This is a genomic window from Hydrogenophaga luteola, from assembly GCF_042648585.1.
GTDB classification, from domain to species: domain Bacteria; phylum Pseudomonadota; class Gammaproteobacteria; order Burkholderiales; family Burkholderiaceae_C; genus Hydrogenophaga; species Hydrogenophaga luteola.
In genome coordinates, this window is record NZ_JBHRXX010000002.1 from 490,198 (window position 1) to 514,101 (window position 23,904).

At 66.2% G+C, this 23,904-nt stretch carries 20 protein-coding genes and 1 pseudogene; 16 read left to right on the forward strand and 5 right to left on the reverse strand.

Annotated elements, in window-relative coordinates:
• The first annotated feature begins 23 nt into the window (after nucleotides 1–23).
• The 3 genes from ACFOPI_RS06130 to ACFOPI_RS06140 are packed head-to-tail and all read left to right on the forward strand — an operon-like array spanning nucleotide 24 to nucleotide 2,883.
• The gene (locus tag ACFOPI_RS06130) at nucleotides 24–1,013 is read left to right on the forward strand and encodes a Bug family tripartite tricarboxylate transporter substrate binding protein (protein WP_382172147.1); all 990 of its coding nucleotides are present in this window, start codon (nucleotides 24–26) and stop codon (nucleotides 1,011–1,013) included.
• A 7-nt stretch (nucleotides 1,014–1,020) separates the two neighbouring features.
• Nucleotides 1,021–1,920, forward strand: a complete 900-nt coding sequence (locus ACFOPI_RS06135; RefSeq protein WP_382172149.1) for an NAD(P)-dependent oxidoreductase — start codon at nucleotides 1,021–1,023, stop codon at nucleotides 1,918–1,920.
• Between the two features lie 6 nt (nucleotides 1,921–1,926).
• Nucleotides 1,927–2,883, forward strand: coding sequence for an AEC family transporter (locus ACFOPI_RS06140; RefSeq protein ID WP_382172151.1), 957 nt, complete (start codon nucleotides 1,927–1,929; stop codon nucleotides 2,881–2,883).
• 9 nt (nucleotides 2,884–2,892) lie between these two features.
• Here ACFOPI_RS06140 and ACFOPI_RS06145 read toward each other — a convergent pair whose 3' ends face one another.
• Both ACFOPI_RS06145 and ACFOPI_RS06150 read right to left on the reverse strand, forming a co-directional pair.
• The gene (locus tag ACFOPI_RS06145) at nucleotides 2,893–3,795 is read right to left on the reverse strand and encodes a LysR substrate-binding domain-containing protein (protein ID WP_382172153.1); all 903 of its coding nucleotides are present in this window, start codon (nucleotides 3,793–3,795) and stop codon (nucleotides 2,893–2,895) included.
• Between the two features lie 75 nt (nucleotides 3,796–3,870).
• Nucleotides 3,871–4,872 carry a Bug family tripartite tricarboxylate transporter substrate binding protein gene (locus ACFOPI_RS06150; protein ID WP_382172155.1) on the reverse strand — a complete coding sequence of 334 codons (1,002 nt, stop codon included), beginning with the start codon at nucleotides 4,870–4,872 and terminating at the stop codon, nucleotides 3,871–3,873.
• A 213-nt stretch (nucleotides 4,873–5,085) separates the two neighbouring features.
• On the opposite strand from ACFOPI_RS06150, the gene ACFOPI_RS06155 reads away from it, so the two are divergent.
• Genes ACFOPI_RS06155 through ACFOPI_RS06180 form a run of 6 tightly spaced genes read left to right on the forward strand, consistent with a single transcriptional unit; the run spans nucleotide 5,086 to nucleotide 10,073 of the window.
• Nucleotides 5,086–6,132: an amidohydrolase family protein gene (locus ACFOPI_RS06155; protein WP_382172156.1), complete on the forward strand. Its 1,047-nt coding sequence runs from the start codon at nucleotides 5,086–5,088 to the stop codon at nucleotides 6,130–6,132.
• A 28-nt stretch (nucleotides 6,133–6,160) separates the two neighbouring features.
• The gene (ligK, locus tag ACFOPI_RS06160; protein WP_382172158.1) at nucleotides 6,161–6,844 is read left to right on the forward strand and encodes a 4-carboxy-4-hydroxy-2-oxoadipate aldolase/oxaloacetate decarboxylase; all 684 of its coding nucleotides are present in this window, start codon (nucleotides 6,161–6,163) and stop codon (nucleotides 6,842–6,844) included.
• Nucleotides 6,845–6,853: 9 nt separating this feature from the next.
• Nucleotides 6,854–7,786, forward strand: a complete 933-nt coding sequence (locus ACFOPI_RS06165) for an amidohydrolase family protein (RefSeq protein WP_382172160.1) — start codon at nucleotides 6,854–6,856, stop codon at nucleotides 7,784–7,786.
• Between the two features lies 1 nt (nucleotide 7,787).
• Complete coding sequence (gene ligA, locus ACFOPI_RS06170) at nucleotides 7,788–8,231, forward strand: protocatechuate 4,5-dioxygenase subunit alpha (protein ID WP_382172161.1); 444 nt, start codon at nucleotides 7,788–7,790, stop codon at nucleotides 8,229–8,231.
• 2 nt (nucleotides 8,232–8,233) lie between these two features.
• Nucleotides 8,234–9,112, forward strand: a complete 879-nt coding sequence (locus ACFOPI_RS06175; RefSeq protein WP_382172163.1) for a class III extradiol dioxygenase subunit beta — start codon at nucleotides 8,234–8,236, stop codon at nucleotides 9,110–9,112.
• Between the two features lie 10 nt (nucleotides 9,113–9,122).
• Nucleotides 9,123–10,073, forward strand: coding sequence for a Gfo/Idh/MocA family oxidoreductase (locus tag ACFOPI_RS06180; protein WP_382172165.1), 951 nt, complete (start codon nucleotides 9,123–9,125; stop codon nucleotides 10,071–10,073).
• Here the strand turns inward: ACFOPI_RS06180 and ACFOPI_RS06185 are convergent, their stop codons facing one another.
• On the reverse strand, nucleotides 10,074–15,308 hold the full coding sequence (locus ACFOPI_RS06185) for a WD40 domain-containing protein (protein ID WP_382172167.1): 5,235 nt from the start codon (nucleotides 15,306–15,308) through the stop codon (nucleotides 10,074–10,076).
• Nucleotides 15,309–15,393: 85 nt separating this feature from the next.
• Here ACFOPI_RS06185 and ACFOPI_RS06190 point away from each other — a divergent pair, with 85 nt between their 5' ends.
• Genes ACFOPI_RS06190 through ACFOPI_RS06205 form a run of 4 tightly spaced genes read left to right on the forward strand, consistent with a single transcriptional unit; the run spans nucleotide 15,394 to nucleotide 17,657 of the window.
• On the forward strand, nucleotides 15,394–15,816 hold the full coding sequence (locus ACFOPI_RS06190) for a putative toxin-antitoxin system toxin component, PIN family (protein WP_382172169.1): 423 nt from the start codon (nucleotides 15,394–15,396) through the stop codon (nucleotides 15,814–15,816).
• The gene (locus ACFOPI_RS06195) at nucleotides 15,813–16,049 is read left to right on the forward strand and encodes a YlcI/YnfO family protein (protein WP_382172170.1); all 237 of its coding nucleotides are present in this window, start codon (nucleotides 15,813–15,815) and stop codon (nucleotides 16,047–16,049) included. Before ACFOPI_RS06190 ends, ACFOPI_RS06195 begins: the two co-directional genes overlap by 4 nt.
• Entirely contained in the window at nucleotides 16,046–16,633 is a 588-nt protein-coding gene (locus tag ACFOPI_RS06200; RefSeq protein ID WP_382172172.1) for a hypothetical protein, read from the forward strand. Before ACFOPI_RS06195 ends, ACFOPI_RS06200 begins: the two co-directional genes overlap by 4 nt.
• A 25-nt stretch (nucleotides 16,634–16,658) precedes the next feature.
• Complete coding sequence (locus tag ACFOPI_RS06205) at nucleotides 16,659–17,657, forward strand: aldo/keto reductase (protein WP_382172174.1); 999 nt, start codon at nucleotides 16,659–16,661, stop codon at nucleotides 17,655–17,657.
• A gap of 54 nt (nucleotides 17,658–17,711) precedes the next feature.
• Here ACFOPI_RS06205 and ACFOPI_RS06210 read toward each other — a convergent pair whose 3' ends face one another.
• Nucleotides 17,712–18,599 carry a helix-turn-helix domain-containing protein gene (locus tag ACFOPI_RS06210; protein WP_382172176.1) on the reverse strand — a complete coding sequence of 296 codons (888 nt, stop codon included), beginning with the start codon at nucleotides 18,597–18,599 and terminating at the stop codon, nucleotides 17,712–17,714.
• 121 nt (nucleotides 18,600–18,720) lie between these two features.
• Here ACFOPI_RS06210 and ACFOPI_RS06215 point away from each other — a divergent pair.
• The 3 genes and pseudogenes from ACFOPI_RS06215 to ACFOPI_RS06225 form a co-directional block, all read left to right on the forward strand.
• Nucleotides 18,721–20,382: pseudogene (locus ACFOPI_RS06215) on the forward strand (thiamine pyrophosphate-binding protein); the annotation flags it as partial.
• A gap of 114 nt (nucleotides 20,383–20,496) precedes the next feature.
• Complete coding sequence (locus ACFOPI_RS06220; protein ID WP_382173067.1) at nucleotides 20,497–21,948, forward strand: aldehyde dehydrogenase; 1,452 nt, start codon at nucleotides 20,497–20,499, stop codon at nucleotides 21,946–21,948.
• A 25-nt stretch (nucleotides 21,949–21,973) separates the two neighbouring features.
• Nucleotides 21,974–22,954, forward strand: coding sequence for a Bug family tripartite tricarboxylate transporter substrate binding protein (locus ACFOPI_RS06225; RefSeq protein ID WP_382172178.1), 981 nt, complete (start codon nucleotides 21,974–21,976; stop codon nucleotides 22,952–22,954).
• Between the two features lie 155 nt (nucleotides 22,955–23,109).
• Here ACFOPI_RS06225 and ACFOPI_RS06230 read toward each other — a convergent pair whose 3' ends face one another.
• Nucleotides 23,110–23,877 (reverse strand): enoyl-CoA hydratase-related protein, encoded by a 768-nt coding sequence (locus tag ACFOPI_RS06230; RefSeq protein WP_382172180.1) that lies wholly within the window; start codon nucleotides 23,875–23,877, stop codon nucleotides 23,110–23,112.
• Between the last annotated feature and the right edge of the window lie 27 nt (nucleotides 23,878–23,904).

Below are 23,904 nucleotides of genomic sequence, written 5' to 3' on the forward strand. Positions count from 1 at the left end.
ACCCACCACAAAAGGAGACTTCCATGAGCCGTTCCGTTTCACCGCTGCGCCGTGGCCTGCTGGCATCGGCCCTGGCGCTGTCCGCGCTGGGTGTCGTGTCTACCGCACAGGCACAGGCGTTCCCCAGCAAGCCGCTGCGCATCGTGGTGCCGTTCGCGGCCGGTGGCGCGGGCGACCTCACGGCCCGCATCGTCGGCGCCGAACTGAGCGCCTCGCTGGGCCAGCCGGTCACCATCGAGAACCGTCCCGGCGCGGGCGGCGTGGTGGCGGCCGAAACGGTGGCGCGCGCGGAACCCGACGGGCACACGATGTTCCTGATGTCCAACGGCACGGCCGTCACGGCCAGCCTGTTCAAAAGCCTGCCCTACGACACGCTGAAAGACTTGGCACCGGTCTCCACACTGGGCACCTTCGACCTGGTGGTGGTGGTGCCGGCCGAGTCGCCGTTCAAGACCCTGGGCGAGCTGGTCGCCTTCGCCAAGGCCAACCCCAACAAGCTCAACATCGGCAGCATCAACATCGGCAGCACGCAGAACCTGGCGGCCGAGCTGTTCAAGTCCAGCGCCGGCATCGACGCGCAGGTCGTGCCGTTCAAGGCCACGCCCGAACTGGTCGGCGCGCTGCGCGGCAAGCAGGTGGACGTGGGCGTGGAGATCCTGGGGCCCACGCTGACGCAGATCAAGGCCGGCGCCTTCCGCGCGCTGGCCGTCACCGGCAAGAAGCGCTCGAGCATCCTGCCCGAGGTGCCCACCGCGGTGGAGCAGGGTGTCAAGGACTTCCAGGCCTCGTCCTGGAATGCGCTGGCCGTGCCCGGCAAGACGCCGCGCCCGGTGATCGACCGCCTGCACAAGGACATCGTCGCTGCGCTGGCCAAGCCCGAGGTGAAGAAGAAGCTGGCCGACCTGAACATCGACGCCGACCCCAGCACGCCCGACGAGGCCGCGGCGCTGCTCGCTTCGGACATCAAGCGCTGGGGCGCGGTGATCGAGAAGGCCGGTATCCCCAAACAGTGAGGACAGCATGAGTGACTTGCGCATCGGCCTGATCGGCTATGGCGAGGTGGGGCGTGTGTTCACGTCGGGCCTCAAGGACCAGGCGGCCTGGACCGGCGCCTGGGACCTGAAGTTCGCGGACCCGGCCCTGCGCGATGAGCCGCTGGCGCATGCGGCGGCGGCCGGTGTCGTCGCCTGCGAGAGCGCGGCCGCGCTGTGCGCGCAGGCCACGCTGGTGATTTCCGCCGTGACCGCGAGCAACACGCTGGCGGTGGCCGAGGCGGTGGCGCCGCACATCCGGCCCGGCACCGTGTTCCTCGATCTGAACTCCGCCTCGCCGGGCACCAAGCAGAAGGCCGCGGCGCTGATCGACGCGGCCGGCGCCCACTACGTCGAGGCGGGCGTCATGACCTCGGTGCCGCCCTACGGCATCCGCGTGCCCATGCTGCTGGGTGGTGCGCACGCCGCGCGCCTGCAGCCGGTGCTGGCGGCGCTGGGCATGGACGCGAAGGTGGCGAGCGAACGGCTGGGCATCGCCTCGGCCACCAAGATGTGCCGCAGCGTGATGATCAAGGGGCTGGAGGCGCTGGTGATCGAAAGCTACGCCACCGCGCGGCACTACGGCGTCGAGGACGCGATGATCGCCACGCTGCAGGAAACCTTCCCGGGCATCGACTGGACGAAGCAGGGCGCCTACTTCTTCAGCCGCGTGGCGCAGCACGGCAAGCGCCGAGCCGAGGAGATGCGCGAGGTGGCCCACACCGTGCGCGAGGCCGGCTTCGAGCCATTCATGGCGTCGGCCATTGCGCTCAAGCACGACTGGATGGCCGGGCGGGCGCGCGTTGGGCTTTTCGCCGACCTCGGCCAGAACGCGCCCTGGAAGGACTACGCGGACCGGTTGCTCGCCGCCAACGATGACAAGGTCTGAAGCCGCATGCTCGACATCCTGGCCATCACCGGCCCGATCTATCTCTGCATCGCCCTCGGCTACCTGGCCACACGCGGCGGGCTGTTCGACCGCGCCGACATGCGCGTGTTCGGAAAATTCGTCATCAACCTGGCGCTGCCCGCGTTGCTGTTCAACGCGCTGTCGCAGCGCAGCGTGGGCGAAATCTTCAATGGCCCTTACCTGGCTGCCTATGCGCTGGGCAGCCTGATCCTGCTGTCCGCGGCCGTGCTCTGGTACCGCAAGGTCGGGCGCGAGGGCATGGGCCGTTCGGCCATCATGGCCATGGGCATGTCCTGCCCCAACAGCGGCTACGTGGGCTACCCGGTGCTGCTGCTGACACTGGGTGCTCCGGTGGCTGGCGTCGCGCTGGCGCTGAACATGGTGGTCGAGAACCTGCTGATCATCCCCATCCTGCTGGCGCTGGCCGACATGGAGCGCCACGAGGCCGGGCACTGGCGCAAGTTGGTGCTGCAGACCCTGCAGGGCCTGGTGCGCAACCCGTTGATCATCGCCATCGTAGCGGGCTTCGGGGTGTCGGCGCTCGGCATCCCGATGCCATCGCCCGTCTCACGCACCGTCACGCTGTTCGCGCAGGCGAGCAGCGCGCTCTCGCTGTTCGTGATCGGGGGCAGCCTGGTAGGCCTGCAGCTGCAGGGGGTGCGCAGCGCCGTCGCCCAGATCGGCATCGGCAAGCTGCTGCTGCACCCACTGTGCCTGCTGGCGGTGATGACCTGGTTGGTGCCAATCGGTGATCCGCAGCTGAAGGTGGCACTGCTGCTGACCGGCGCCATGCCGATCATGGGCATCTATACCATCCTGGCCCAGCGCCAAGGCCACGAAGGTCTGGCCTCGGCGGCGCTGCTGGTGGCCACCATGGCCTCGTTCTTCACGCTCAGCGGCCTGCTCTGGCTGCTGCGCCACAGCGCCGGCTGGCTGGGCTGAACCACCGGCTCAGAGTCCCAGGTCGGCGCGCACCTGGGCGATGAGGTCCAGCGCGGCGCGTTGCGTCAGCGTGGCCGGGCGTTGCGAGCTGGTGGCCAGGCTCACGCGGGTGCGCAGCCTTGGTTCAACCGGGCGCATGCGGTAGGCCGAGGGGCGGATTGAGGAGATCACCGCCTGGCGCGAGAGCAGGGCGGCGCCGGCACCATCGGCCACCAGGTCGAGGATGGCCGAGACGCCATCGATCTCCAGCGCCACAACAGGCCTCAGACCGATGGCAGCCATCTCGGCCTCGACGTGCATGCGCAGCGCGTTGGGCCGGCTTGGAATCACCAGCGGCAGCGCGGCCACCTCGGCCAGGGGCACGGGCGGTGGCGGCGGTTCTTCGGCCAGGCCGGGCGGGCGCGGCTGCACCAGCATCAGTTCCTCTTCCATCAGCGGCGCGATCTCGATGTCGGGCGCCGGCGTGGCGTTGTAGAGCACGGCGATGTCCAGCCTGCCGGTGTGCAGCCACTCCTGCATGGTGGCCGAGAGACCTTCGCTGATCGACAGGCTGGCCTCGGGCAGCTGCGCCCGGAAGGCGCGCGTCAGGGGCACGGTCATCACGCGCGCCAGGCTGGGCGGCAGGCCGATGGCCACGCGCCCGGCCAGCGCACCGCGCACCCGGCCCAGCTCTTCGCGGGCACGCTCCACCTGGTGCAGGATGCCGCGGCCGTGCTCCAGCAGCAGCTTGCCGGCGTCGGTGGGCGTGGCGCCGCGGCCGTTGCGGATCAGCAGGTTCTGCCGGAGTTCGACCTCCAGCAGGCGCACCTGGCGCGAGAGGGCCGGTTGCGCCACGTCCAGCGCCAGCGCAGCCCGGGTGAAGCTGCCCAGCTCGGCCACGCGCACGAAGTATTCGAGTTGTTTGAGGTCCATACAGGTCCCGCGGTGAGGACCTGATTATTTCACTCTGCGATAGCTGGCATCGGGTTATGTGGAATCAGGCGGTTGTCAATCCACCTTCACCCGACCGGACGTGATCACGGGTTTCCAGCGCTCGATTTCCGACGCGATGTACTTGCCGAAGGCCTCGGGCGTGGTCGGGTTGGCCACCGCGCCCTCGGCGCCCAGGCGCTTCTTCAGCTCGGCCGAGTTCAGCGCGGCGTTGATCGCCTGGTTCAGTTTGGCCACGATGTCGGCGGGCGTGCCGGCCGGTGCGACCACGCCATACCACTGGTCGGCCTCGAAGTCCTTCAGGTCCAGCGCTTCGTTGACCGTGGGCACTTCCGGCAGGGCCTCGACGCGCGCCTTGCCCGAGACGGCCAGCGCCTTGAGCTGGCCGCTGCGCACCTGGGCGATGACCGCGGGCACGCCGGTGAACAGCACCTGGGTCTGGCCCGCCACCAGATCGTTCACCGCGGGTGCGGTGCCGCGGTAGGGGATGTGCACCAGCGAGATGCCGGTGCGCATCTTCAGGTACTCGGTGGCGAGGTTGGCGGCGCTGCCGTTGCCGCCCGAACCGTAGTTCAGCCGGCCCGGGTTGGCCTTGGCGTAGGCCACGAACTCTTTCATGTTCGCCGCCTTGGTCGAGGGGTGCAGCACCAGCACATTGGGCACGTTGGCCACCCAGGCCACCGGCGCGAAGTCCTTGAGCGGGTTGTAGGGCAGTTTGGGATAGAGACTGGGGTTCACCGCCAGCGTACCGATGTGGCCCATCAGCAGGGTGTAACCGTCCGGTGCGGCCTTGGCGACCTTGTCGGCGCCGATGGCACCGCCTGCGCCGGGCACGTTCTCCACCACCACCGAGGCGTTCCAGGCCTTGCCCAGCTCCAGGCCGATGGCGCGCGCCAGGATGTCGGTGCTGCCGCCGGGGGTGAAGGGCACGACCAGGCGGATCGGGCGGCTGGGATAAGCCTGGGCCTGGGCGGCCACGGGAAGGATGGACAGCACGCCGAGAGCAGCGAGGGCGGTCCACTGGCCGAAGAGCCGGCGGCGGGGCAGGGTACGGTGCATGGTGTGTCTCCAGAGTGTTGGTGTTGTGTGGCCAATCTAGCAGCGTCGTTTCCCGCGCGGCAGTCGCTCAGGCATCTGTCAGGTATCGCATCCCGGTATGGATGGGTAGTCTCATGATTTTTTGCGATATCTGGTAGAGGGTTATGTCGCTTGTGATGCTCACAGTGCCGAACCAGAATGCGCCACCACCGAAAGCACCCAGGAGACCTGCGCATGAGCCTGCAAAAGCCCCTCATCATCGACTGCCACGGCCACTACACCACGGCCCCCAAGGCACTGGAGAACTGGCGCAACCAGCAGATCGCCGGCATCAAGGACCCGGCGGCCATGCCGAAGGTCGCCGACCTCAAGATCAGCGACGACGAGCTGCGCGAATCCATCGAGACCAACCAGCTCCGGCTCATGAAGGAGCGCGGCTCGGACATCACCATCTTCAGCCCGCGCGCCAGCTTCATGGCCCACCACATCGGCGACTTCAACGTGTCGTCCACCTGGGCCGCGATCTGCAACGAGCTCTGCTACCGCGTGAGCCAGCTGTTCCCCGACCACTTCGTGCCGGCCGCCATGCTGCCGCAGAGCCCGGGCGTGGACCCCGCGACCTGCATCCCCGAACTGGTCAAGTGCGTGGAGCAGTACGGCAACGTCGGTCTCAACCTCAACCCCGATCCCTCGGGCGGCCACTGGACCAGCCCGCCGCTGACCGACAAGTCCTGGTACCCCATCTACGAAAAGATGGTCGAGTACGACATCCCCGCGATGATCCACGTCTCGACGTCCTGCAACGCCTGCTTCCACACCACCGGCGCGCACTACCTGAACGCCGATACCACGGCCTTCATGCAGCTGATCCAGGGCGACCTGTTCAAGGACTTCCCGACGCTCAAGTTCATCGTCCCGCACGGCGGCGGCGCGGTGCCCTACCACTGGGGCCGATTCCGCGGCCTGGCGCAGGAGATGAAGAAGCCCCTGCTCAAGGACCACCTGCTGAACAACGTGTTTTTCGACACCTGCGTGTACCACCAGCCCGGCATCGACCTGCTGACCAAGGTGATCCCGGTCGGCAACATCCTGTTCGCCTCCGAGATGATCGGTGCCGTGCGCGGCATCGACCCCGAGACAGGCAACTACTACGACGACACCAAGCGCTACGTGCAGGCCACCGGCAACCTGAGCGACGAGCAGCGCTACCAGGTCTACGAAGGCAACGCGCGCCGCGTATTCCCGCGCCTGGACGCCCGCCTGAAGGCCGCCGGCAAGTAACCCATCACAGAACCCGAGGAGAAAGAACATGTACGAACTGGGCGTTGTCTACCGCAACATCAAGCGCGCCGACCGTGCAGCCGCCGACGGCCTGGCCGCGCTGGGCTCGGCCACGGTGCACGAAGCCATGGGCCGCGTCGGCCTTTTGAAGCCCTACATGCGCCCGATCCAGACCGGCGTGCAGGTCTCGGGCACGGCCGTGACGGTGCTGCTGCACCCCGGCGACAACTGGATGATGCACGTCGTGGCCGAGCAGATCCAGCCGGGCGACATCGTCGTCGCGGCCATCACCGCCGAGTGCACCGACGGCTACTTCGGCGACCTGCTGGCCACCAGCTTCCAGGCCCGTGGCGCCCGCGCGCTGATCATCGACGCCGGTGTGCGCGACGTCAAGACGCTCAACGAGATGAACTTCCCGGTCTGGAGCAAGTGCATCTCCAGCAAGGGCTGCATCAAGGAAACCCTGGGCTCGGTGAACATCCCCGTGGTCTGCGCCGGCATGCTGGTGACTCCGGGCGACGTGATCGTGGCCGACGACGACGGCGTGGTCTGCGTGCCCGCCGCCCGCGCGGTGGAAACACTGGCTGCGGCGCAGAAGCGCGAAAGCTTCGAAGGCGAGAAGCGCGCCAAGCTGGCCTCGGGTGTGCTGGGGCTGGACATGTACAAGATGCGCGAACCCCTGGCCGCCAAGGGCCTGAAGTACATCGATTGAGGAGACAGCATGAGCAAACCCGTTTCCGGTGACTTCACCAAGACCGCAGGCTGGCTCGACTGGTACACCGGCCCGTCCAAGCCCAAGTTCCAGCTGCCTGCCGGTGCTGTGGACGCCCACTGCCACGTGTTCGGCCCGGGTGCCGAATTCCCCTACGCGCCCGAGCGCAAGTACACACCCTGCGACGCGAGCAAGCACGAGCTGTACGCGTTGCGCGACCACCTGGGCTTCGCCCGCAACGTGGTGGTGCAGGCCACCTGCCACGGCGCGGACAACCGCGCCATGGTCGACGCCTGTCTGTCCAGCGGCGGCAAGGCGCGTGGCGTGGCCACGGTCAAGCGCTCGGTGACGGACGAAGAACTGCAGCAGCTGCACGCCGCCGGTGTGCGCGGCGTGCGCTTCAACTTCGTCAAGCGCCTGGTGGACTTCACGCCCAAGGACGAGCTGATGGAGATTGCCGCGCGCATCGGCAAGCTCGGCTGGCACGTGGTGATCTATTTCGAGGCGGTGGACCTGCCCGAGCTGTGGGACTTCTTCACCGCGCTGCCCACCACCGTGGTGGTGGACCACATGGGCCGCCCCGACGTGAGCAAGCCCATCGACGGCCCCGAGTTCGAGCTGTTCCTGAAGTTCATGCGTGAGCATCCGAACGTGTGGAGCAAGGTCAGCTGCCCCGAGCGTCTGTCGGTCACCGGCCCCAAGGCTTTGAATGGCGAGCAGGCGGCCTACCAGGACGTGGTGCCCTTCGCGCGCAAGGTGGTCGAGGAATTCCCGGACCGCGTGCTCTGGGGCACCGACTGGCCGCACCCCAACCTCAAGGACCACATGCCGGACGACGGACTGCTGGTGGACTTCATTCCGCAGATCGCGCCCACGGCCGAACTGCAGCAGAAGCTGCTCGTGACCAATCCCATGAAGCTCTACTGGCCTGAGGAGGTCTGACATGGCACTCGACAAACCCTACAAGGACGTGCCCGGCACCATCATTTTTGATGCCGAGCAATCGCGCAAAGGCTTCTGGCTCAACCAGTTCTGCATGAGCCTGATGAAGGCCGAGAACCGCGAGAAGTTCAAGGCCGACGAACGCGCCTACCTCGACCAGTGGCCGATGACCGAAGAGCAGAAGCAGGCCGTGCTGGCCCGTGACCTCAACTGGTGCATGCGCACGGGCGGCAACATCTACTTCCTCGCCAAGATCGGCGCCACCGACGGCAAGAGCTTCCAGCAGATGGCGGGCTCCATGACCGGCATGACCGAAGAGGAATACCGCAACATGATGATCAGCGGCGGCCGCAGTGTCGAAGGCAACCGCTACCTGGGCGAAGACGGTGATGCGCAGCCGCACCGCCAGCCCCAGGGTTCTGGCGCCGCAGGAAAGAAGGCTTGACCATGGCAAAGATCACCGCATCCGTTTTCACCTCGCACGTTCCCGCCATCGGCGCGGCCATGGACCTGGGCAAGACGAAAGAGGACTACTGGAAGCCGCTGTTCGCGGGGTACGACTACTCCAAGCAGTGGATGAAGGACAACAAGCCCGACGTCATCTTCCTCGTCTACAACGACCACGCCACGGCCTTCAGCCTGGAGATGATCCCCACGTTCGCCATCGGCACCGCGGCCGAGTTCACGCCGGCCGACGAAGGCTGGGGCCCGCGTCCGGTGCCCAAGGTCATCGGTCACCCCGATCTGGCCTCGCACATCGCGCAGAGCGTGATCCAGCAGGACTTCGACCTCACCATCGTCAACAAGATGGACGTGGACCACGGCCTGACCGTGCCGCTGTCGCTGATGTGCGGCGAGCTCGACCCCAAGAAGGACGCCTGGCCCTGCCCGGTGATTCCGTTCGCGGTCAACGTGGTGCAGTACCCGGTGCCTTCGGGCAAGCGTTGCTTCATGCTCGGCCAGGCCATCCGCAAGGCGGTCGAGAGCTACGACGAAGACCTCAATGTGCACATCTGGGGCACGGGTGGCATGAGCCACCAGCTGCAGGGCGCGCGCGCCGGCCTGATCAACCGCGAGTGGGACAACGCCTGGCTCGACAAGATGATTGCCGACCCGGTGGGCTGCGCCGACACGCCGCACATCGACTACGTGCGCGAAGCCGGCAGCGAGGGCATCGAACTCGTGATGTGGCTGATCGCCCGCGGCGCCATGTCCGACATCGTCGACGGCAAGGTGCAAGGGCCCGCGCCCATCGTCAAGCACCGCTTCTACCATGTGCCCGCGTCCAACACGGCTGTGGGCCATTTGATCCTCGAGAACGCATAAGGAACACATCATGACCATCAAAGTCGCACTCGCTGGCGCCGGCGCCTTCGGCGTCAAGCACCTGGACGGCATCAAGAACATCGACGGCGTTGAAGTGATCTCGCTGATCGGCCGTGAGCTGGACAAGACCAAGGAGGTCGCTGACAAGTACGGCATCGGCCATGTCACGACCGACCTGGCCGACAGCCTGGCGCTCAAAGAGCTGGACGCTGTCATCCTGTGCACTCCCACGCAGATGCACGCCGAGCAGACCATCGCCTGCCTGAAGGCTGGCAAGCACGTGCAGGTGGAGATTCCCCTGGCCGACAGCCTCAAGGGCGCCGAAGAAGTGGTGGCCCTGCAGAAGCAGACCGGCCTGGTGGCCATGTGCGGCCACACCCGCCGCTTCAACCCCAGCCACCAGTACGTGCACAACAAGATCCAGGCCGGTGAATTCAACATCCAGCAGATGGATGTGCAGACCTACTTCTTCCGCCGCACCAACACCAACGCGCTGGGCCAGGCCCGCAGCTGGACCGACCACCTGCTGTGGCACCACGCCGCCCACACCGTGGACCTGTTCGCCTACCAGTGCAACAGCCCTATCGTTCAGGCCAATGCCATCCAGGGCCCGATCCACCCGGTGCTGGGCATCGCCATGGACATGAGCATCCAGCTCAAGGCCGCCAACGGCGCCATCTGCACGCTCTCGCTGTCCTTCAACAACGACGGCCCGCTGGGCACCTTCTTCCGCTATATCGGCGACACCGCGACCTACATCGCGCGCTACGACGACCTGTTCACCGGCAAGGAAGAAAAGATCGACGTGTCCAAGGTGGCCGTGTCCATGAACGGCATCGAGCTGCAAGATCGCGAGTTCTTCGCCGCGATCAAGGAAGGCCGCGAGCCGAACTCCAGCGTGGGCAAGGTGTTCAACTGCTACCAGGTGCTGCACCAGCTGGAGCAACAGCTGGCGGGCTGATCAGGCCGCAACGGCTGCTTTGCTGGGGTAGGGCCCCAGTGGCAAGCGGGTCCATTGCCCCGGTGCGCTGGGGTGGTCCCACACCTGCCAGCCTAAGAGGCGCCAGGCGTCACCGCTGGCGCTGATAACGCGGCCCTCTGGGTGTTCTGGTTCAGCCCCGGGCGGGGACCAAACAGCGTGCCCGCTCAAGCCATTCGTGCTGGTTTGGGCCCAATAGCAGCGTACACACGCACCTGTGTTCGCATCCCATAGGCATACCGTGCCATCGTGGGATGCAGAGGCAATGAGGTTTCCGTCTGGGGAGAAGACTACAGAGCTAACCCTGCCCAGATGCCCCTGAAGAGCCAGAAGCTGCTGGCCAGAAATCGCGTCCCACAGGCGCACAGTGCTGTCGTCAGAGGCTGAGGCGATTCGTGAGCCCTGTCCACAGTACGCAACAGAGTTCACACCGCCCAGGTGTCCTTTGATTAGGAGCAGCCTTTCACCGGTGGTGACATCCCATATGGCCAGGTTTCCGTTCCTTCCGCCGGTGGCTATTCGCAGGCTATCGGGAGAAAACACTGCACACTGGATCTGACCCAGTCCGCTAGGAATTGTGTTCCAGTCGATTTGAATTGGGAGACTACGTAGCAGCTCGCCTGTGGCGGTGTCAAGGATGTTCAAGGGATAGTCCATGATGCATAGGCTTGCAGAAACAAGAGTGCCGCAAGGAGAAATGGCCATCGATAGGACTCTGCCTAGAGCCAAAGCCCCATGCTGACGTTCCCCTGTGGTGGCATCCCAAAAGAAACCAACTTGGTTGCTGACTGATGCGATTCGTTTACCGTCAGGGGAAAAGGCCACTGACCTGACATCGCCCGGGTGATCCTTTAGGCACAACAGATGCGCTGCGGATGAGGTGTCCCAAATACGCACAGTATGGTCGTTAGCTGCTGATGCGATTCGTGAACCGTCTGGAGAGAATTTCACCGAGTTAACGCAGCCTTGGTGGCCAACGAAGCTGGTTGGCTGCTTGCCAGACTTAACATTCCAAAGGTATACCGTCCCATCTTGAGACGCGGCGGCGATGTTTCTACCGTCTGGAGCAAAGGCAACGGCATTCATACCTCCCTGCTGGAGCGGAAGGCTTAGCAGTTGTTCGCCAGAGGTTGCGTTCCAAAGATAGGTGGCACCTTCGTGCGAGGCAGAGGCAATCTGCCTGCTGTCTGGAGAAATAGCGACAGCGTTAAGTTCTCCCTGGTGGCCCCGAAATACCAGCAGCTCTTCCCCAGTAGCTGCATCCCACACGCTCACCGTCCTTCGTTCAATTGAGGTGGATACGATGAGCGAGCCGTCGGGAGAAAACACTACGGAGCTGAACCTGTCTTTGTGACCCTGAAGGCTGAGCAATTGATCGCCAGTGGTTGAGTCCCATACGCTCAACGAGCCTTGCTGCGATACAGCTATGCGCTTTGCGTCGCATGACAAGACCAAGCATCCGACCTTGCCTGTGGTGTCCTGAAGGGAGACCAGCTGTTCGCCAGACGCTACATCCAACAAATGCGGCATGCCTTCCGTTGCGACCGTAGCAACGAGTCTTCCATCAGGCGCAAATGCCACCGAGGCAACCTTGCCCTGAGTCGGTCTGAAGTTGAGTAGCTGTTCACCTGATGCGGTACTCCAAACAAACACGCCTTGGTCGCTGTTTGAAGCGGCGATGCGCATGCCATCGGGAGAGAAGACTAGGGTGACCAGCCCTCCATGAAGACCAGAGACGGACAGAAGCTGTTCGCCTGAGGCCGCGTCCCAAAGACACAACGTGCCAGATTTCGACGGGTGTGCGGTGAGGTCATGTGAATAGGAGCCGATCTGCGTTCCGTCAGGAGAAAAGACAACGGCGTTGAACCAGCCATAGAAACTCCTCAGCCTTAGCAGCTGCTCACCGGTCTCCGTGTCCCAAAGACACAGGGTGGGGCTCCGGAAGGGTGCGGAGGCTATGCGCTTGCCGTCAGGGGAGAAGGCCAAGGCACTCGCTGTTTCCGCCTGTCCCGGAAACCATGTCAAGGTACTTCGCTGTTCCGCTTGAACCGAATAGCTGGGTGTCGTTAGCCAGGCAAGAGATGTCGACTGGTTCAGATAGGCAGGTATGCCTTTGCAACCTGCATGTTGTGCGCGGTAGGCGTTGGCCCCGTACAGCTGGCTTTCTGACAGGTTGCAGTCTCGAAACACAGTACCTACCAGTGAGGCCTTGTTCCAGAGAGTTCGCTGGAGGTTGCAGCTATCAAAAGATGCCTGTGCGAGTCGGACTCCTGAGAAATCAGTGCCTTCGAGCCGGACTTTTCGGAAGCATGTGCCCCGTAAGTCAGCTCCTTGCAGAAGGCAACCCTGCATAAGCAGAGGTGTCCCCGTAGTCTTACCAGATGGCTGACCATCGAACGTCCAGTTTCTGAGCTGTGCTCCTCGCAGGTCAAAACCTGCCAGCAGCGGAGTCGGGGCGGTAGAGGGTGCCTTTAGCGCGTAGCGCAGCAGCAGCTCGGAGGCTTGCGCACGGTAAGCTTTTCGCCAGCGGTTGAGCACGGCAACCACCGCCGTGCTACTTGCATGCTCGCTCAGGATCTGAGTCAGGAAGTCCAGTGTTTCGTCGCTCGGCGTGGGGCCTACCCAAGCCGCAAAGTACCCGTCCACTAGGGCCGAGTCGTCCGTGTGGTCGACGCAGCGCAGGACCTGCTGGGCAAGATGCTCTGCTAAGAAGAACTCCTGCAAAGAGCTGTGTGAAAACTCGAAGCGGCTGGTCCTCTCGTCGTCAATGCGGCGCAGAAACGTAGCGTTTCGCAGGTCTTGCTGCAAAAGGTTGCGGGGCTTGGTCAGGCAGTCGCTGCCAGCTGGTTGTTGCGCCAGCCAGGCGCCCAGCCAGGCTTCCAGCGCTGGCGCGTCAAGCCCTCGCAACTTTTGCCGCCAGAGGTGTGCCGCGAGGTCTGCGGCCAGTCGCTCTTTGTCTTCGGGCTGAAAGCTCTGCTTCTCCTTGTCGCGGATCAGCCACTCACGGGCCACTTCGCGATAGAGCGTAGCGCCAGTGACGGTGCGGCCCTCGGCCTGCCAGCGTTCGATCTGCGGCAGGAAGCGGCTGACCAGTTTCAGGGTGAAGGGGCGCTTGCTCAGATCGGTGAGGTTGTGCACCGAGGCGATGCGTTGCATCAACTGATCGATATTCGCTTCGGGCAAGGCTGCTTGCAGGTATGTCCTGATCTGTTGCTCGGTAAACGGGCGCAGCACCAGAGCGCGGTATTGACGGGCCGGTTGGGCGCCACGGTGCTCGCCGGTCAGGTGATTGTTCTGCTCGCGCAGGCTGCGGAAGAACTGGGTTCGGCATGAGAGCAGCAGCTTCGGGGTGGGCACGCTGGCGTCGGCCGGGCGGCGGGCCTTGGCGTCGGCCAGTACGCGCAGCAGGTTGGCAGTGAAGGTCAAGCCCTGTTTGTCCTGGATGCGCGAGAGCACTTCGTCCAGACCGTCAAAGATCACTACTGCGCCCTGGTCGATGCTGCTGACCACATCGGCATAACCTGGCGTGTGCATGCCATCGGACACATAGCCGTTCTTGAGGCAGTCCTCAATAGTCTCCTGCAGGCTGGGGACGGTGCCGGCCGAGACGTCGCTGGCAGGAACTAGACGCTCCACCTTGCGCAGGTCAAAGTACAGCGCGGGGCGTGCCAGTTCACCGCGCAGGTGTTGCGCCCTCAGGTGTTCAAACACCCGCTGACTGGTGGTGGTCTTGCCCATGCCGTACTCGCCCAGCAGGGCGTACAGCGGCGGGCTGTCGGGGTCGTTGACCCATTGAAGGATGTCGTCAAAAGCCACCAGCCCGGTGTCCTCCTGGGGCGAAGCTGCTGTGAGCTTGTGGGCGTTTTCGTCCAGGGTGTCTAGGCTGACCTGGGAGCCCCAATTGGGTTCGTAGGGCAAGGCGCAGTCGTCCACCTCGCTCAGGCGGGCGCGGCGCATCAGTTGTTTGGCGTCAAAGGGGAGCTTGGGGCTGTTCGGCTGCATGGCGTTGAAGCCGGAGGAGGCTGCTTCGGAATCGATGGCGTCGGGGTACAGCGAGCTGCTGGTGATGAGTGCATGCACCACCTGTGCCGCATTGGCCGCGGCGTGTTGTTGGCGTCGCTCCTTGTCCTGGCCTTTGTTTCCGTCGGCCCAGTCGCAGATGGCCTTGACCACCACCCATTCGGTACGGGTGCCATCCAGTGCGGTGAACAAGCCGGCGGCTTCCATCTCTCCGCCGACGATGTCGTCCTGTTGGGCCAGCTGCAGCAAGCGGTTGCGGTAGTCGATGTTGTCCACCAGCTTTTCGCCGCTGAGCAAGCCGCCGAAGTGCAACCTGGGCCAGGTGGTTCTGGCCGTGCTTGCGTTCTGTCGAATATCTAGCTGTTCCAGCGCACGCACCCAAGTGCGCGAAGCGGGCGGGCGGGGGCCGCGCAATGAAAGGGTTCCGTCGCTGTGGACTTTGCCCAGCTCGTAGTCGACCAAGAACTTCGATACCAACACGTCCGCCACGGCTCGCTTGCCCTCTTCGGTACCAAAGGCGATCCCTACGGCCACGATGGCGCGCGGTTGCAGGGCTGCTTGGATGTCTGCAGCGGCGCGCTGTGATTCGCGGTTGCCCTGGCGGCTATGGTGATGAAACAGGCGGATGTTGCCGAAGCTGCCCAGCACGTCCACCGACACGGGTGGCCGGTCTTTGAGCGGATACGACAGCGCCGTAGGCAAGCTTTGGGTGTCGAGCCAAAAGGTGCGGCGGACTGCGTTGAACTCATGTTCGTTGAACGTAAGGAGCACCACCTTGTGCTCCTGCATCAGAGGATCACCCTGCTGGTCGTTGATTCGCTGAGCATCGGCGATGGCGCTGAGCGTTTCTGTTTCTGCGACCAGCAGCGGAGGGGGGCCGAGGAAACGCAGCTTTCGACCTGCAATGCCCCCTTGCTTGGAGCCTTCGAACTGGTGGCTCAGCACAAGGCCGCTGGCTTGTGCGGCAGCCGTGATTGCCTTGAGCACATTGTTGAGTTGGGCGCTGGCCGATTTGGTGTTGTCGGTGGCGGGGAAGAGGCGAGCGTGCAGTTGCTGCACCGATGCCGAGCCGTCTTCCCCGATGAGGTCCAGAAGGGCTTCGGCCAGTCGGCGCATGCCGTCGGACAAACGCGGGATCAGGCGGCCAAAGGCGGTGCGGATGTGTTCGCGCGACAGCGGGTGGGTGGCATTGGTCAACTTGGACTCCTTTGTTTTGGTTGTATTGTGTTGTTTTGATGTTTTCTGGTCAACCTGAGCAGTTTTTGGGTATGCTGGCGTAACCATGAAGATCGTTTTGGACACCAATGTGCTGGTCGCCGCGGCGCGTTCGCGGCGCGGTGCCAGTTTCGAGTTGCTATCCCTTTTGCCCGATGCTCGGTTCCAGATCGCGCTGAGCGTGGCGCTGTACACCGAGTGGCAGGACGTGATGACCCGGCCCGAGCACCTGCCGCCGGGCATGGGGCCGGAGGATGCGCAGGGTTTCCTGCGCTACCTGGCTTCCGTGGCCCATTTGCAGGATGTCTATTACCTGTGGCGACCGTTTCTGCGCGACCCGGACGACGACATGGTTCTGGAGTGCGCGGTGGCCTCGGGCAGTCGCTATCTCGTCACGCACAACCTGCGTGATTTCCAGAAAATCACTCAGCTCGGGGTTCAGCCTGTCACCCCCGCCGAATTTCTCGCCCTCTTGAGGAGCACGCCATGACCGCCCTGACCATCCGCCTGCCGAACTCCTTGCACGCCAAGATCCGTGAACTGGCGGCGCGCGATGGCGTGTCGGTGAACCAGTTCATCGCCAGTGCAGCCGGCGAGAAGCTGGCCTCGGTGCTCACGGTGGACTACCTGCGCCAGGAGGCCTCTCGGGGTCGTCGCGAAGACTTCGACCGTTTCCTGCGTGCGGTGCCCGACGTGCCGGACGAGGCCGACAACAAGGCATGAACTGGAAAACCCTCGCCTTCGCTGCCCTGATCGGTTTCGGTCTCTGGCAGCACCTGCAGAACCGGCCGGTGAGCACCGGCCCGGGTGTGGTCGCTGCCGCGGAGCCGCGGCAGGGCGACACCAGTTCGGACGTCTTTGCCTTCAAGGGCTACACCCTGCAACCGCTGCAGGACTTCACCATCGAGGCCCGCGTGCTGGCCAGCGAGACCTACCGCAGCGACCGCGAGGCCGAGCTCTCCCCGGTCGACCTGGCCCTGGGCTGGGGGCCGATGTCGGACAGTGCGGTGCTCGACAAGGTGAAGATCAGCCAGACTGGCCGCTTCTACTACTGGCGCGTCGACGAGTTCCCGATCCCGCGTCAGGAGATCGAGCAGTCCAGCGCCAACATGCACATGATTCCCGCCGACGGCACGATTGAGCGCCGCCTCAAGGACGTGCGCCCCGGTCAGGTGGTGCGCATCGATGGCTGGCTGGTCGAAGCACGCGGCAGTGACGGCTGGCGCTGGCGCAGCTCGCTCACCCGCAACGACACCGGCGCCGGCGCCTGCGAAGTCATCTTCGTGCGCGACCTGCAGGTGCTCTGATTTCCTCTTTTTCGAAGGCCCACCCATGCAAAAACGCCAACTCGGTTCTTTCACGGTCTCTGCCATCGGACTGGGCTGCATGAACATCTGCCACGCCTACGGCGCGCCCGTGTCCGAACAGCAGGCCGAGCGCGTGCTGCTGGCCGCGCTGGACGCGGGCGTCACGCACTTCGACACCGCGGCACTCTACGGCTTCGGCACCAGCGAAACGCTGGTGGGCAAAGTCCTCTCGAAACACCGCTCGAAGTTCACGCTCGCCAGCAAGTGCGGCATGCAGGGCGTGCCCAACGAGCAGGGCGTGAAGGTGCGTGTGATTGACGGGCGGCCCGAGACCATCAAGGCGACCTGCGAAGACGCGCTGCGCCGCCTGCAGACCGATGTGATCGACCTCTACTACCTGCACCGCTGGGACAAGAAGGTACCCATCGAAGACAGCGTGGGCGCGCTGGCCGATCTGGTGCGCGAAGGCAAGATCCGCAGCATCGGTCTGTCCGAGGTGTCGGCGCCGACGCTGCGCAAGGCGCACGCGGTGCACCCCATCGCGGCGCTGCAGACCGAGTACTCGCTGTGGTCGCGCAACCCAGAGATTGCGGTGCTGCAGGCCTGCCGCGAACTGGGCGTGAGCTTCGTGGCCTTCAGCCCGGTGGCGCGCGGCTTCCTGTGCGGCCCGATGGACGTGAGCGCCTTCGACGCCAAGGACATCCGCCGCAGCATGCCGCGCTTCTCGCCCGAGAACTACGCGAAGAACCAGGCCCTGCTGCCGGCCTACAACGCCATCGCAGCCGAGGTCGGCTGCACGCCGTCGCAACTGGCGATTGCCTGGCTGCTGCACCAGGGCCAGGACATCCTGCCCATCCCCGGCACCACCAGCGTGGAGCACCTGATGGACGACCTCGGCGCAGTCAATGTGGTGCTGTCGGCGGACGTGATCGCGCGACTGAATGCGCTGATCAACCAGCACACGGTGCACGGCGACCGCTACAACGCGCAGGCCAACAGCGAGGTGGACACCGAGGTGTTCTGAGCCGAGCGGGTCAGTCCGACGGGCTCATTCCGGCTGGATGCCCAGGGTCTGCGTTCAGCGCACGCGCACGCCCTGGGCCACCAGGGCCCGGTAGGCCGACGGCGCATTGCCGGTGCTGCGCTGGAAGAACTTGCTGAAGTAGGCCGGGTCGTCGTAGCCCAGTTGCTGCGCCACCTCGGCCACGCTCTGGGAGGTGTAGGCCAGCAGGCGGCGGGCTTCGAGCATGCGGCGTTCGTTGAGCAGGTCCAGCGCCGACTGCCCGAGCACCGCACGGCAGCTGCGGCTGAGATGATCGGGCGTCACCGACAGCGTCTCGGCGTAGAAGCCCAGCGGCTGGTGCTGGCGGTAGTGCTGTTCCACCAGGGCCAGGTAGCGCTGCACCAGCGTGTCGCGCGCGCCTTGCGGGCGCGCCCGGTCAAAGGCCTCGCCATGCCCGCGGACGAACAGCACGGCCAGCAGCGTGGCACAGGCCAGCAGCGCATGCACGCGCCCCGGGCGCTGCTGCCGGAACTCGGTGGCGATGCGCTGGAACAGGTCCTGGCACTCCTGCGCCTGGGCGCTGTCGAGCGCCGGCAGCACGAACGAGGCCTTCAGTTCGGTGCCGAGGAACTGCGCATCGGCGAGCAGTTCGCGCAGCGTGCCCGTGGGCACGGTCACCTGATGGCCTTCGGTGTCGCGCGTGTACGCAAAGCCGTGCACCGAGCCCGGCGCCAGCATCAGCAGCGCGGGTGCCGACACCTCGAACTCACGCCCGTCGATGGTGCCGCGCACGCTGCCCCGGCGCAGGAACTGGAACTGGTGCAGACCCTCGTGGCGGTGTGCCGGAATGGTCCAGTCCATCTCCTGGCCGCGCACGGCCACCGATTCGTAGTGCAGGCAGTCGTCGGGTTGGTCGTGGCGGATTTCCTTGAAGGGAACCAGCAGCAGCGGTGCAGGCTTCATCGGTATGGGCGTCAGGAGGTGCCGGAAAAGTACAAGCATGCGCCGAATCGTCCATCGCCGCACCGCGGGAAAACGCGCACCATCGCGCTCCACCTGCTGTCCTGTCCGACCCATGACCCGAATGCCCGACCCCTCTGTACCTGTCCCCGCATCGACGCGCGCGGCGCCACTGCGACTGACCGGCGCGCAGGCGCTGGTGCAGGTGCTGCTGGCCGAAGGCGTCGACACGGTGTTCGGCATCGTGGGCGGCAAGCTCTCGCCGCTGTTCCATGCGCTCAGCCGCGAGCCGCGCATCCGCTTCATCGGGGTGCGCCACGAGGCCGCGGGTCCCATGATGGCCGCCGCGGTGCACGCCGGCACCGGCCGGCTGGCGGTGGCGGTGGGCGAACTCGGCCCGGGCGGTCTGAATCTGGCGTCGGGCCTGGGCGTGGCGCTGAACAACCACCTGCCCCTGCTGGCCATCACCACCAACCAGCACCGCGCCGCGTCCTACCCGCACGTGGGCGTGTTCATGGACCTCGACACGCGGGCCGTCACCGCGCCGCTGACCAAATGGAATGCGGTGGTGAACGACGCGCGCCGCATGCCGGAACTGGCGCGCCGTGCGATCCGCGAGGCCTTGAGTGGCCGGCCCGGCCCGGTGCACCTGGACATCCCGCAGGACGTGCTGGGCGAGGTGCAAGTGTTTGCCGCCGACGAGTTCGAACTGCCGCCCGCGCGCTACCGCGTGACCGAACCGCCGCGGCCGAGCGCGCGCTCGGTGGCTGCGGCCGTGGCGCTGTTGCGCGCGGCTCGCCGGCCGCTGATCGTGGGCGGTGGCGGCGTGGTGGCGGCGGGTGCGGTGGCCGAGGTGCGCACGCTGGCGCAACGGCTGAACGCGCCCGTGCTGCCGACCCAGATGGCGCTGGGCCTGGTGCCGAGCGACAGCCCGCACTTCATCGGCCACGGCGGCATCATCGCGGGCGATGCGGTGCGCCACGCCTTCGAACGGGCCGATGTGGTGCTCAGCGTGGGCTGCCGCTGGTCGTCGTGGATGTGGGACGAGCGCGGCGCGCTGGCGCGGCGACACCACCGGGTGATCAACATCAACATCGACCCCTCGGCGCTGGGCCAGGCCGTGGTGCACGAGGTGGGCATGCAGGCCGATGCCGGCGAGGCCCTGCGCGACCTGCTGGCGGCTCTGGAGGACGCCCCGCCGCCCGGTGGCGAATGGCTGGCCGAGGTGCGGGCAGTGCGCCGGCGCTACGAACACAAGCTCGCGCTGATGGCGGCCGACACGGAAGAGACCATGCACCCGGCGGCGCTGGCCAAGGCCGTGGCCGACGCGCTACCGGACGATGCGCTGGCGGTCTACGACGGCGGACACACCACCTTCTGGAGCAACGATTTCACGCCGGTGCGCGCGGTGCGCACCCGCTTTCACGAGCCCGGCATGAGCCACCTGGGCTTCGGCCTGCCGGCGGCGATCGCGCTCAAGAGCCAGTTCCCCCGACAGCCGGTCTTCAACATCACCGGCGACGGTGCCTTCGGCTTCACTCTCAACGAGCTCGACACCGCGCGGCGCCATGGCTTGCCGGTGATCACCATCGTGCACAACAACGCGGCCTGGGGCGTGATCCGCATGGGCCAGAAGGCGGGCATGAATTTCGAGATGGGCACCGCCCTGGAGGACACCGACTACGCCGCCATCGCGCGGGGCTTCGGTTGCCACGGGGAGGTCGTCACACACGCTGGCGATGTGGCGGCCGCTCTGCAGCGCGCGATCGCGTCGGGCTTGCCCGCCGTGCTCGACTGCCGCACCAAGTTCCTGCCGCACCCTGCGGTGGGTCAGTTTGTCAGCATGAACAAGTACGGCTTCCATTCGCTCTCGCGGGTGGAAATGCACAAGGAGCCACGCATGAACGAGATCACGATGCTGGTGGGGGGCGAGCGCGTCGCCGCGGCCAGCGGCCAGACCTTTGAGCGCCGCAACCCGCTGGACGGCAGCGTGGCCACGCGCGCGCCGGCCGCGAGCACCGCGGACGCCCGGGCCGCGGTGGACGCAGCGGCCGCCGCCTTTGGTGAATGGTCCCGCCTCGGGCCGGGCGCGCGCCGTGCCCTGTTGCTCAAGGCCGCCGCGGAGCTGGAGGCGCGGGCGCCGCGCTTCATCGAGACCATGGCGGCCGAGACCGGTGCGGCAGCGCCCTGGGCCGGCTTCAACGTGCACCTGGCGGCCGGCATGCTGCAGGAAGCGGCGGCCATCACCACCCAGGTCAGTGGTGAGGTGATCCCTTCCGATGTGCCGGGCAGCCTGGCCATGGCGGTGCGCCAGCCGGCGGGTGTGGTGCTGGGCATTGCGCCCTGGAATGCGCCGGTGATCCTGGCGGTGCGGGCCATCGCCACACCGCTGGCCTGCGGCAACACGGTGGTGCTCAAGGGCTCCGAACTGTGCCCGGCGACGCACGGCCTGATCGTCGAAGCGCTGCAGGCGGCCGGCCTGCCGCCGGGCGCGGTCAACTTCGTCACCAACGCCCCCGCCGATGCGGCCGAGGTGGTGGAGGCCATGGTGGCCCACCCGGCCGTGCGCCGCGTCAACTTCACCGGATCGACGCGCGTCGGTCGCCTGCTGGCAGTCACCTGCGCCCAGCACCTGAAGCCGGTGGTGCTGGAGCTGGGGGGCAAGGCGCCGCTCCTGGTGCTCGACGACGCCGATCTGGACGCCGCCGTGGACGGGGCCATCTTCGGCGCCTTCGCCAACTCCGGACAGATCTGCATGTCCACCGAGCGCCTGGTGGTCGACGAGCGGGTGGCCGACACCTTTGTGGCCAAGCTCGCGGCCCGTGCCGTGGGCCTGCCGCTGGGCGATCCGCGCAAGGGGCCGGTGGTGCTGGGTTCGGTGGTGGACAGGGGCACGGTCGAACGCTGCAACGCGCTGATCGACGACGCACTGGCCAAGGGTGCCACTCTGGTGTGTGGCGGCAAGGCCGAGAACACGCTGATGCCGGCCACCGTGCTGGACCATGTGACCCGCGACATGCGCATCTACCACGAGGAGAGCTTCGGCCCGGTCAAGCCGGTGGTGCGCGTGGCCGGTGTGGAGGCCGCCGTGGCCTGCGCCAACGACAACCCCTATGGCCTGTCGGCGGCCGTGTTCGGCCGCGATGTGGCGCGTGCGCTGGAGGTCGCGCGTCGCATCGAGTCCGGCATCTGCCATGTCAACGGACCCACGGTGCACGACGAAGCCCAGATGCCGTTTGGCGGTGTGAAGGACTCGGGCCACGGCCGCTTCGGCGGCAAGGCCGGTATCGAGGCCTTCACCGAACTGCGCTGGATCACCGTGCAGACCACGCCACGCCACTATCCGTTCTGAACCCAACCCAAAGAGGAGACACACCATGCACCGCAGAACCCTTTTGCGCGCCAGCGCCGCCTTCGGTGGTCTGGCCACCACCGGCTGGGTGGCACTGGCCCAGAGCAACCCGAACGTGTTTGTGTGGTCCGGTTTCCCGGCCGGCGGGCTGGGCGACCAGGTCACCCGGCCGATGCTGGAGCAGATGCGCGGCAAGTACCCGCAGAACTTCGTCTACGACAGCAAACCCGGGGCCGGCGGGCGCATTGCCGCCGAGTTCGTCAAGCGCTCGGCGCCCGATGGCGGCAATCTGCTGCAGTGCCCCAGCTCCACCATCACGCTGCACCCGCACGTGTTCAAGAAGCTGCCCTACGACACCCTGTCCGACTTCGTGCCCATCGCCAGCCAGTGCTCGTACACGGCGGTGTTCACCGCCGGACCAGGTCTGCCGGCCGAGATCCGCACCGCCGCCGACTACCTCAAGTGGGCACAGGCCCACGCCGGCCAGGCCAACTACGGCGTACCGGCCATGGGCTCCACGCTGCACCTGGCCGGTGCCCTGCTGGGCAAACAGGCCGGCGTGGACCTGCGCGCCGTGCCCTACAAGGGCGGTGCGCCGTTGCTCAACGACCTGCTGGGTGGGCAGATTCCGGTGAGCTTCAACGTGGTGAGCGAGGTGCTGCCGCACATCCGCTCGGGCAAGCTGCGCGCGCTGGCCGTGACCGCGCCCACGCGCTGGAAGGCTTTGCCCGATGTTCCGACGCTCACCGAGCTGGGCTTCAAGGAAGTGGCGTTTGTCGACTGGCTGGGCTGGTACGGCCCCGCCGGCACACCCGCGGCCAAGGTGGCGGCGCTGAACGCCGCCGTGGGTGCTGCGCTGGACACACCCGCCATGGGGGAGGTGCTGGGCAAGCTGGGCCTGGAGGTCATGAAGATGGCACCGGAACCATTCGCGGCGACGGTGAAAGAGAATCACGCCTTCTGGCAACGGGTGGTCAAGACCACCGGCTTCACCCCGGAGGACTGAATGGCGTTGCTCACACTGGAGCAGGCCCAGCGCATCATCGCTGGCGCGCTGGTCCGCTCGCGCGAACAGGGCTTCTAACCCATGGGCATGGCCGTGGTGGACGAGGACGAGCTCATCTGCGCCGCCGGTGTCGCGGCGGCCAGGCGCCTCGACCGTCAGCCAAACCGTGCCGGCCGCTTGTCCAGCCGGGCGCGCATGCCCTCGTGCTTGTCGGGGCTGGCGAAGGCGGTCTGGAAGGCGTTGCGCTCATACTCCAGGCCGGCCGACAGCGGCGTTTCCATCGCCATCAGCACCGATTCCTTGATCAGCCGAAGCGCGACGGCCGGCAGCTCGCACAGCTGCTGCGCCAGCGCCAGCGCGCGGGACTCCACCGCCTCGTCGTCCAGCACCTCGGCCACCAGGCCAATGCGCGCCGCTGTGTCGGCGTCGATGGGGTCGCCCAGCAGCAGCAGCTTCATCGCGCCGTGTTTGCCCAGGGCCCGCGTGAGCCGTTGCGTGGCGCCACCGCCGGGCATGATGCCGACCTTCACTTCGGGCTGACCGAAACGCGCACTGCGCCCGGCCAGGATCAGGTCGGCGTGCAGCGCGAGTTCGCAGCCACCGCCCAGCGCGTGACCGCGCACCGCTGCGATCACGGGCTTCTTGCACGCCGCTATGGCGCCCCACAGCAGGTCGTGCCGGCGCTGCAGCAGGTCGATGGGCGTGGCGTCCACGTACTCGCCCAGATCGGCGCCGGCGCAGAAGGCCCGGGGGCCGCCGGCCAGCACCACCACGCGCACCGCGGGGTCGGCGTCGAGCCGGCGGAAGGCCTCGGCCAGCGCTCGGCGCAGCTCGAGGTTGAGCGCGTTGAGCACCTCGGGCCGGTGGATGCGCAGCAGCACCACGCCGTCGGCGGGTCGCTCTTCGATCAGCACCTCGCTCATTGGGCAACCCTCCGTGCTGCGCACTGC

Bases quoted from the DNA above. Each gene is read 5' to 3' on its own strand.
- ACFOPI_RS06130 (WP_382172147.1), top strand. From the start codon at position 24: ATGAGCCGTTCCGTTTCACCGCTGCGCCGTGGCCTGCTGGCATCGGCC.
- ACFOPI_RS06135 (WP_382172149.1), top strand. From the start codon at position 1,021: ATGAGTGACTTGCGCATCGGCCTGATCGGCTATGGCGAGGTGGGGCGT.
- ACFOPI_RS06140 (WP_382172151.1), top strand. From the start codon at position 1,927: ATGCTCGACATCCTGGCCATCACCGGCCCGATCTATCTCTGCATCGCC.
- ACFOPI_RS06145 (WP_382172153.1), bottom strand. From the start codon at position 3,795: ATGGACCTCAAACAACTCGAATACTTCGTGCGCGTGGCCGAGCTGGGC.
- ACFOPI_RS06150 (WP_382172155.1), bottom strand. From the start codon at position 4,872: ATGCACCGTACCCTGCCCCGCCGCCGGCTCTTCGGCCAGTGGACCGCC.
- ACFOPI_RS06155 (WP_382172156.1), top strand. From the start codon at position 5,086: ATGAGCCTGCAAAAGCCCCTCATCATCGACTGCCACGGCCACTACACC.
- ligK (WP_382172158.1), top strand. From the start codon at position 6,161: ATGTACGAACTGGGCGTTGTCTACCGCAACATCAAGCGCGCCGACCGT.
- ACFOPI_RS06165 (WP_382172160.1), top strand. From the start codon at position 6,854: ATGAGCAAACCCGTTTCCGGTGACTTCACCAAGACCGCAGGCTGGCTC.
- ligA (WP_382172161.1), top strand. From the start codon at position 7,788: ATGGCACTCGACAAACCCTACAAGGACGTGCCCGGCACCATCATTTTT.
- ACFOPI_RS06175 (WP_382172163.1), top strand. From the start codon at position 8,234: ATGGCAAAGATCACCGCATCCGTTTTCACCTCGCACGTTCCCGCCATC.
- ACFOPI_RS06180 (WP_382172165.1), top strand. From the start codon at position 9,123: ATGACCATCAAAGTCGCACTCGCTGGCGCCGGCGCCTTCGGCGTCAAG.
- ACFOPI_RS06190 (WP_382172169.1), top strand. From the start codon at position 15,394: ATGAAGATCGTTTTGGACACCAATGTGCTGGTCGCCGCGGCGCGTTCG.
- ACFOPI_RS06195 (WP_382172170.1), top strand. From the start codon at position 15,813: ATGACCGCCCTGACCATCCGCCTGCCGAACTCCTTGCACGCCAAGATC.
- ACFOPI_RS06200 (WP_382172172.1), top strand. From the start codon at position 16,046: ATGAACTGGAAAACCCTCGCCTTCGCTGCCCTGATCGGTTTCGGTCTC.
- ACFOPI_RS06205 (WP_382172174.1), top strand. From the start codon at position 16,659: ATGCAAAAACGCCAACTCGGTTCTTTCACGGTCTCTGCCATCGGACTG.
- ACFOPI_RS06210 (WP_382172176.1), bottom strand. From the start codon at position 18,599: ATGAAGCCTGCACCGCTGCTGCTGGTTCCCTTCAAGGAAATCCGCCAC.
- ACFOPI_RS06220 (WP_382173067.1), top strand. From the start codon at position 20,497: ATGAACGAGATCACGATGCTGGTGGGGGGCGAGCGCGTCGCCGCGGCC.
- ACFOPI_RS06225 (WP_382172178.1), top strand. From the start codon at position 21,974: ATGCACCGCAGAACCCTTTTGCGCGCCAGCGCCGCCTTCGGTGGTCTG.
- ACFOPI_RS06230 (WP_382172180.1), bottom strand. From the start codon at position 23,877: ATGAGCGAGGTGCTGATCGAAGAGCGACCCGCCGACGGCGTGGTGCTG.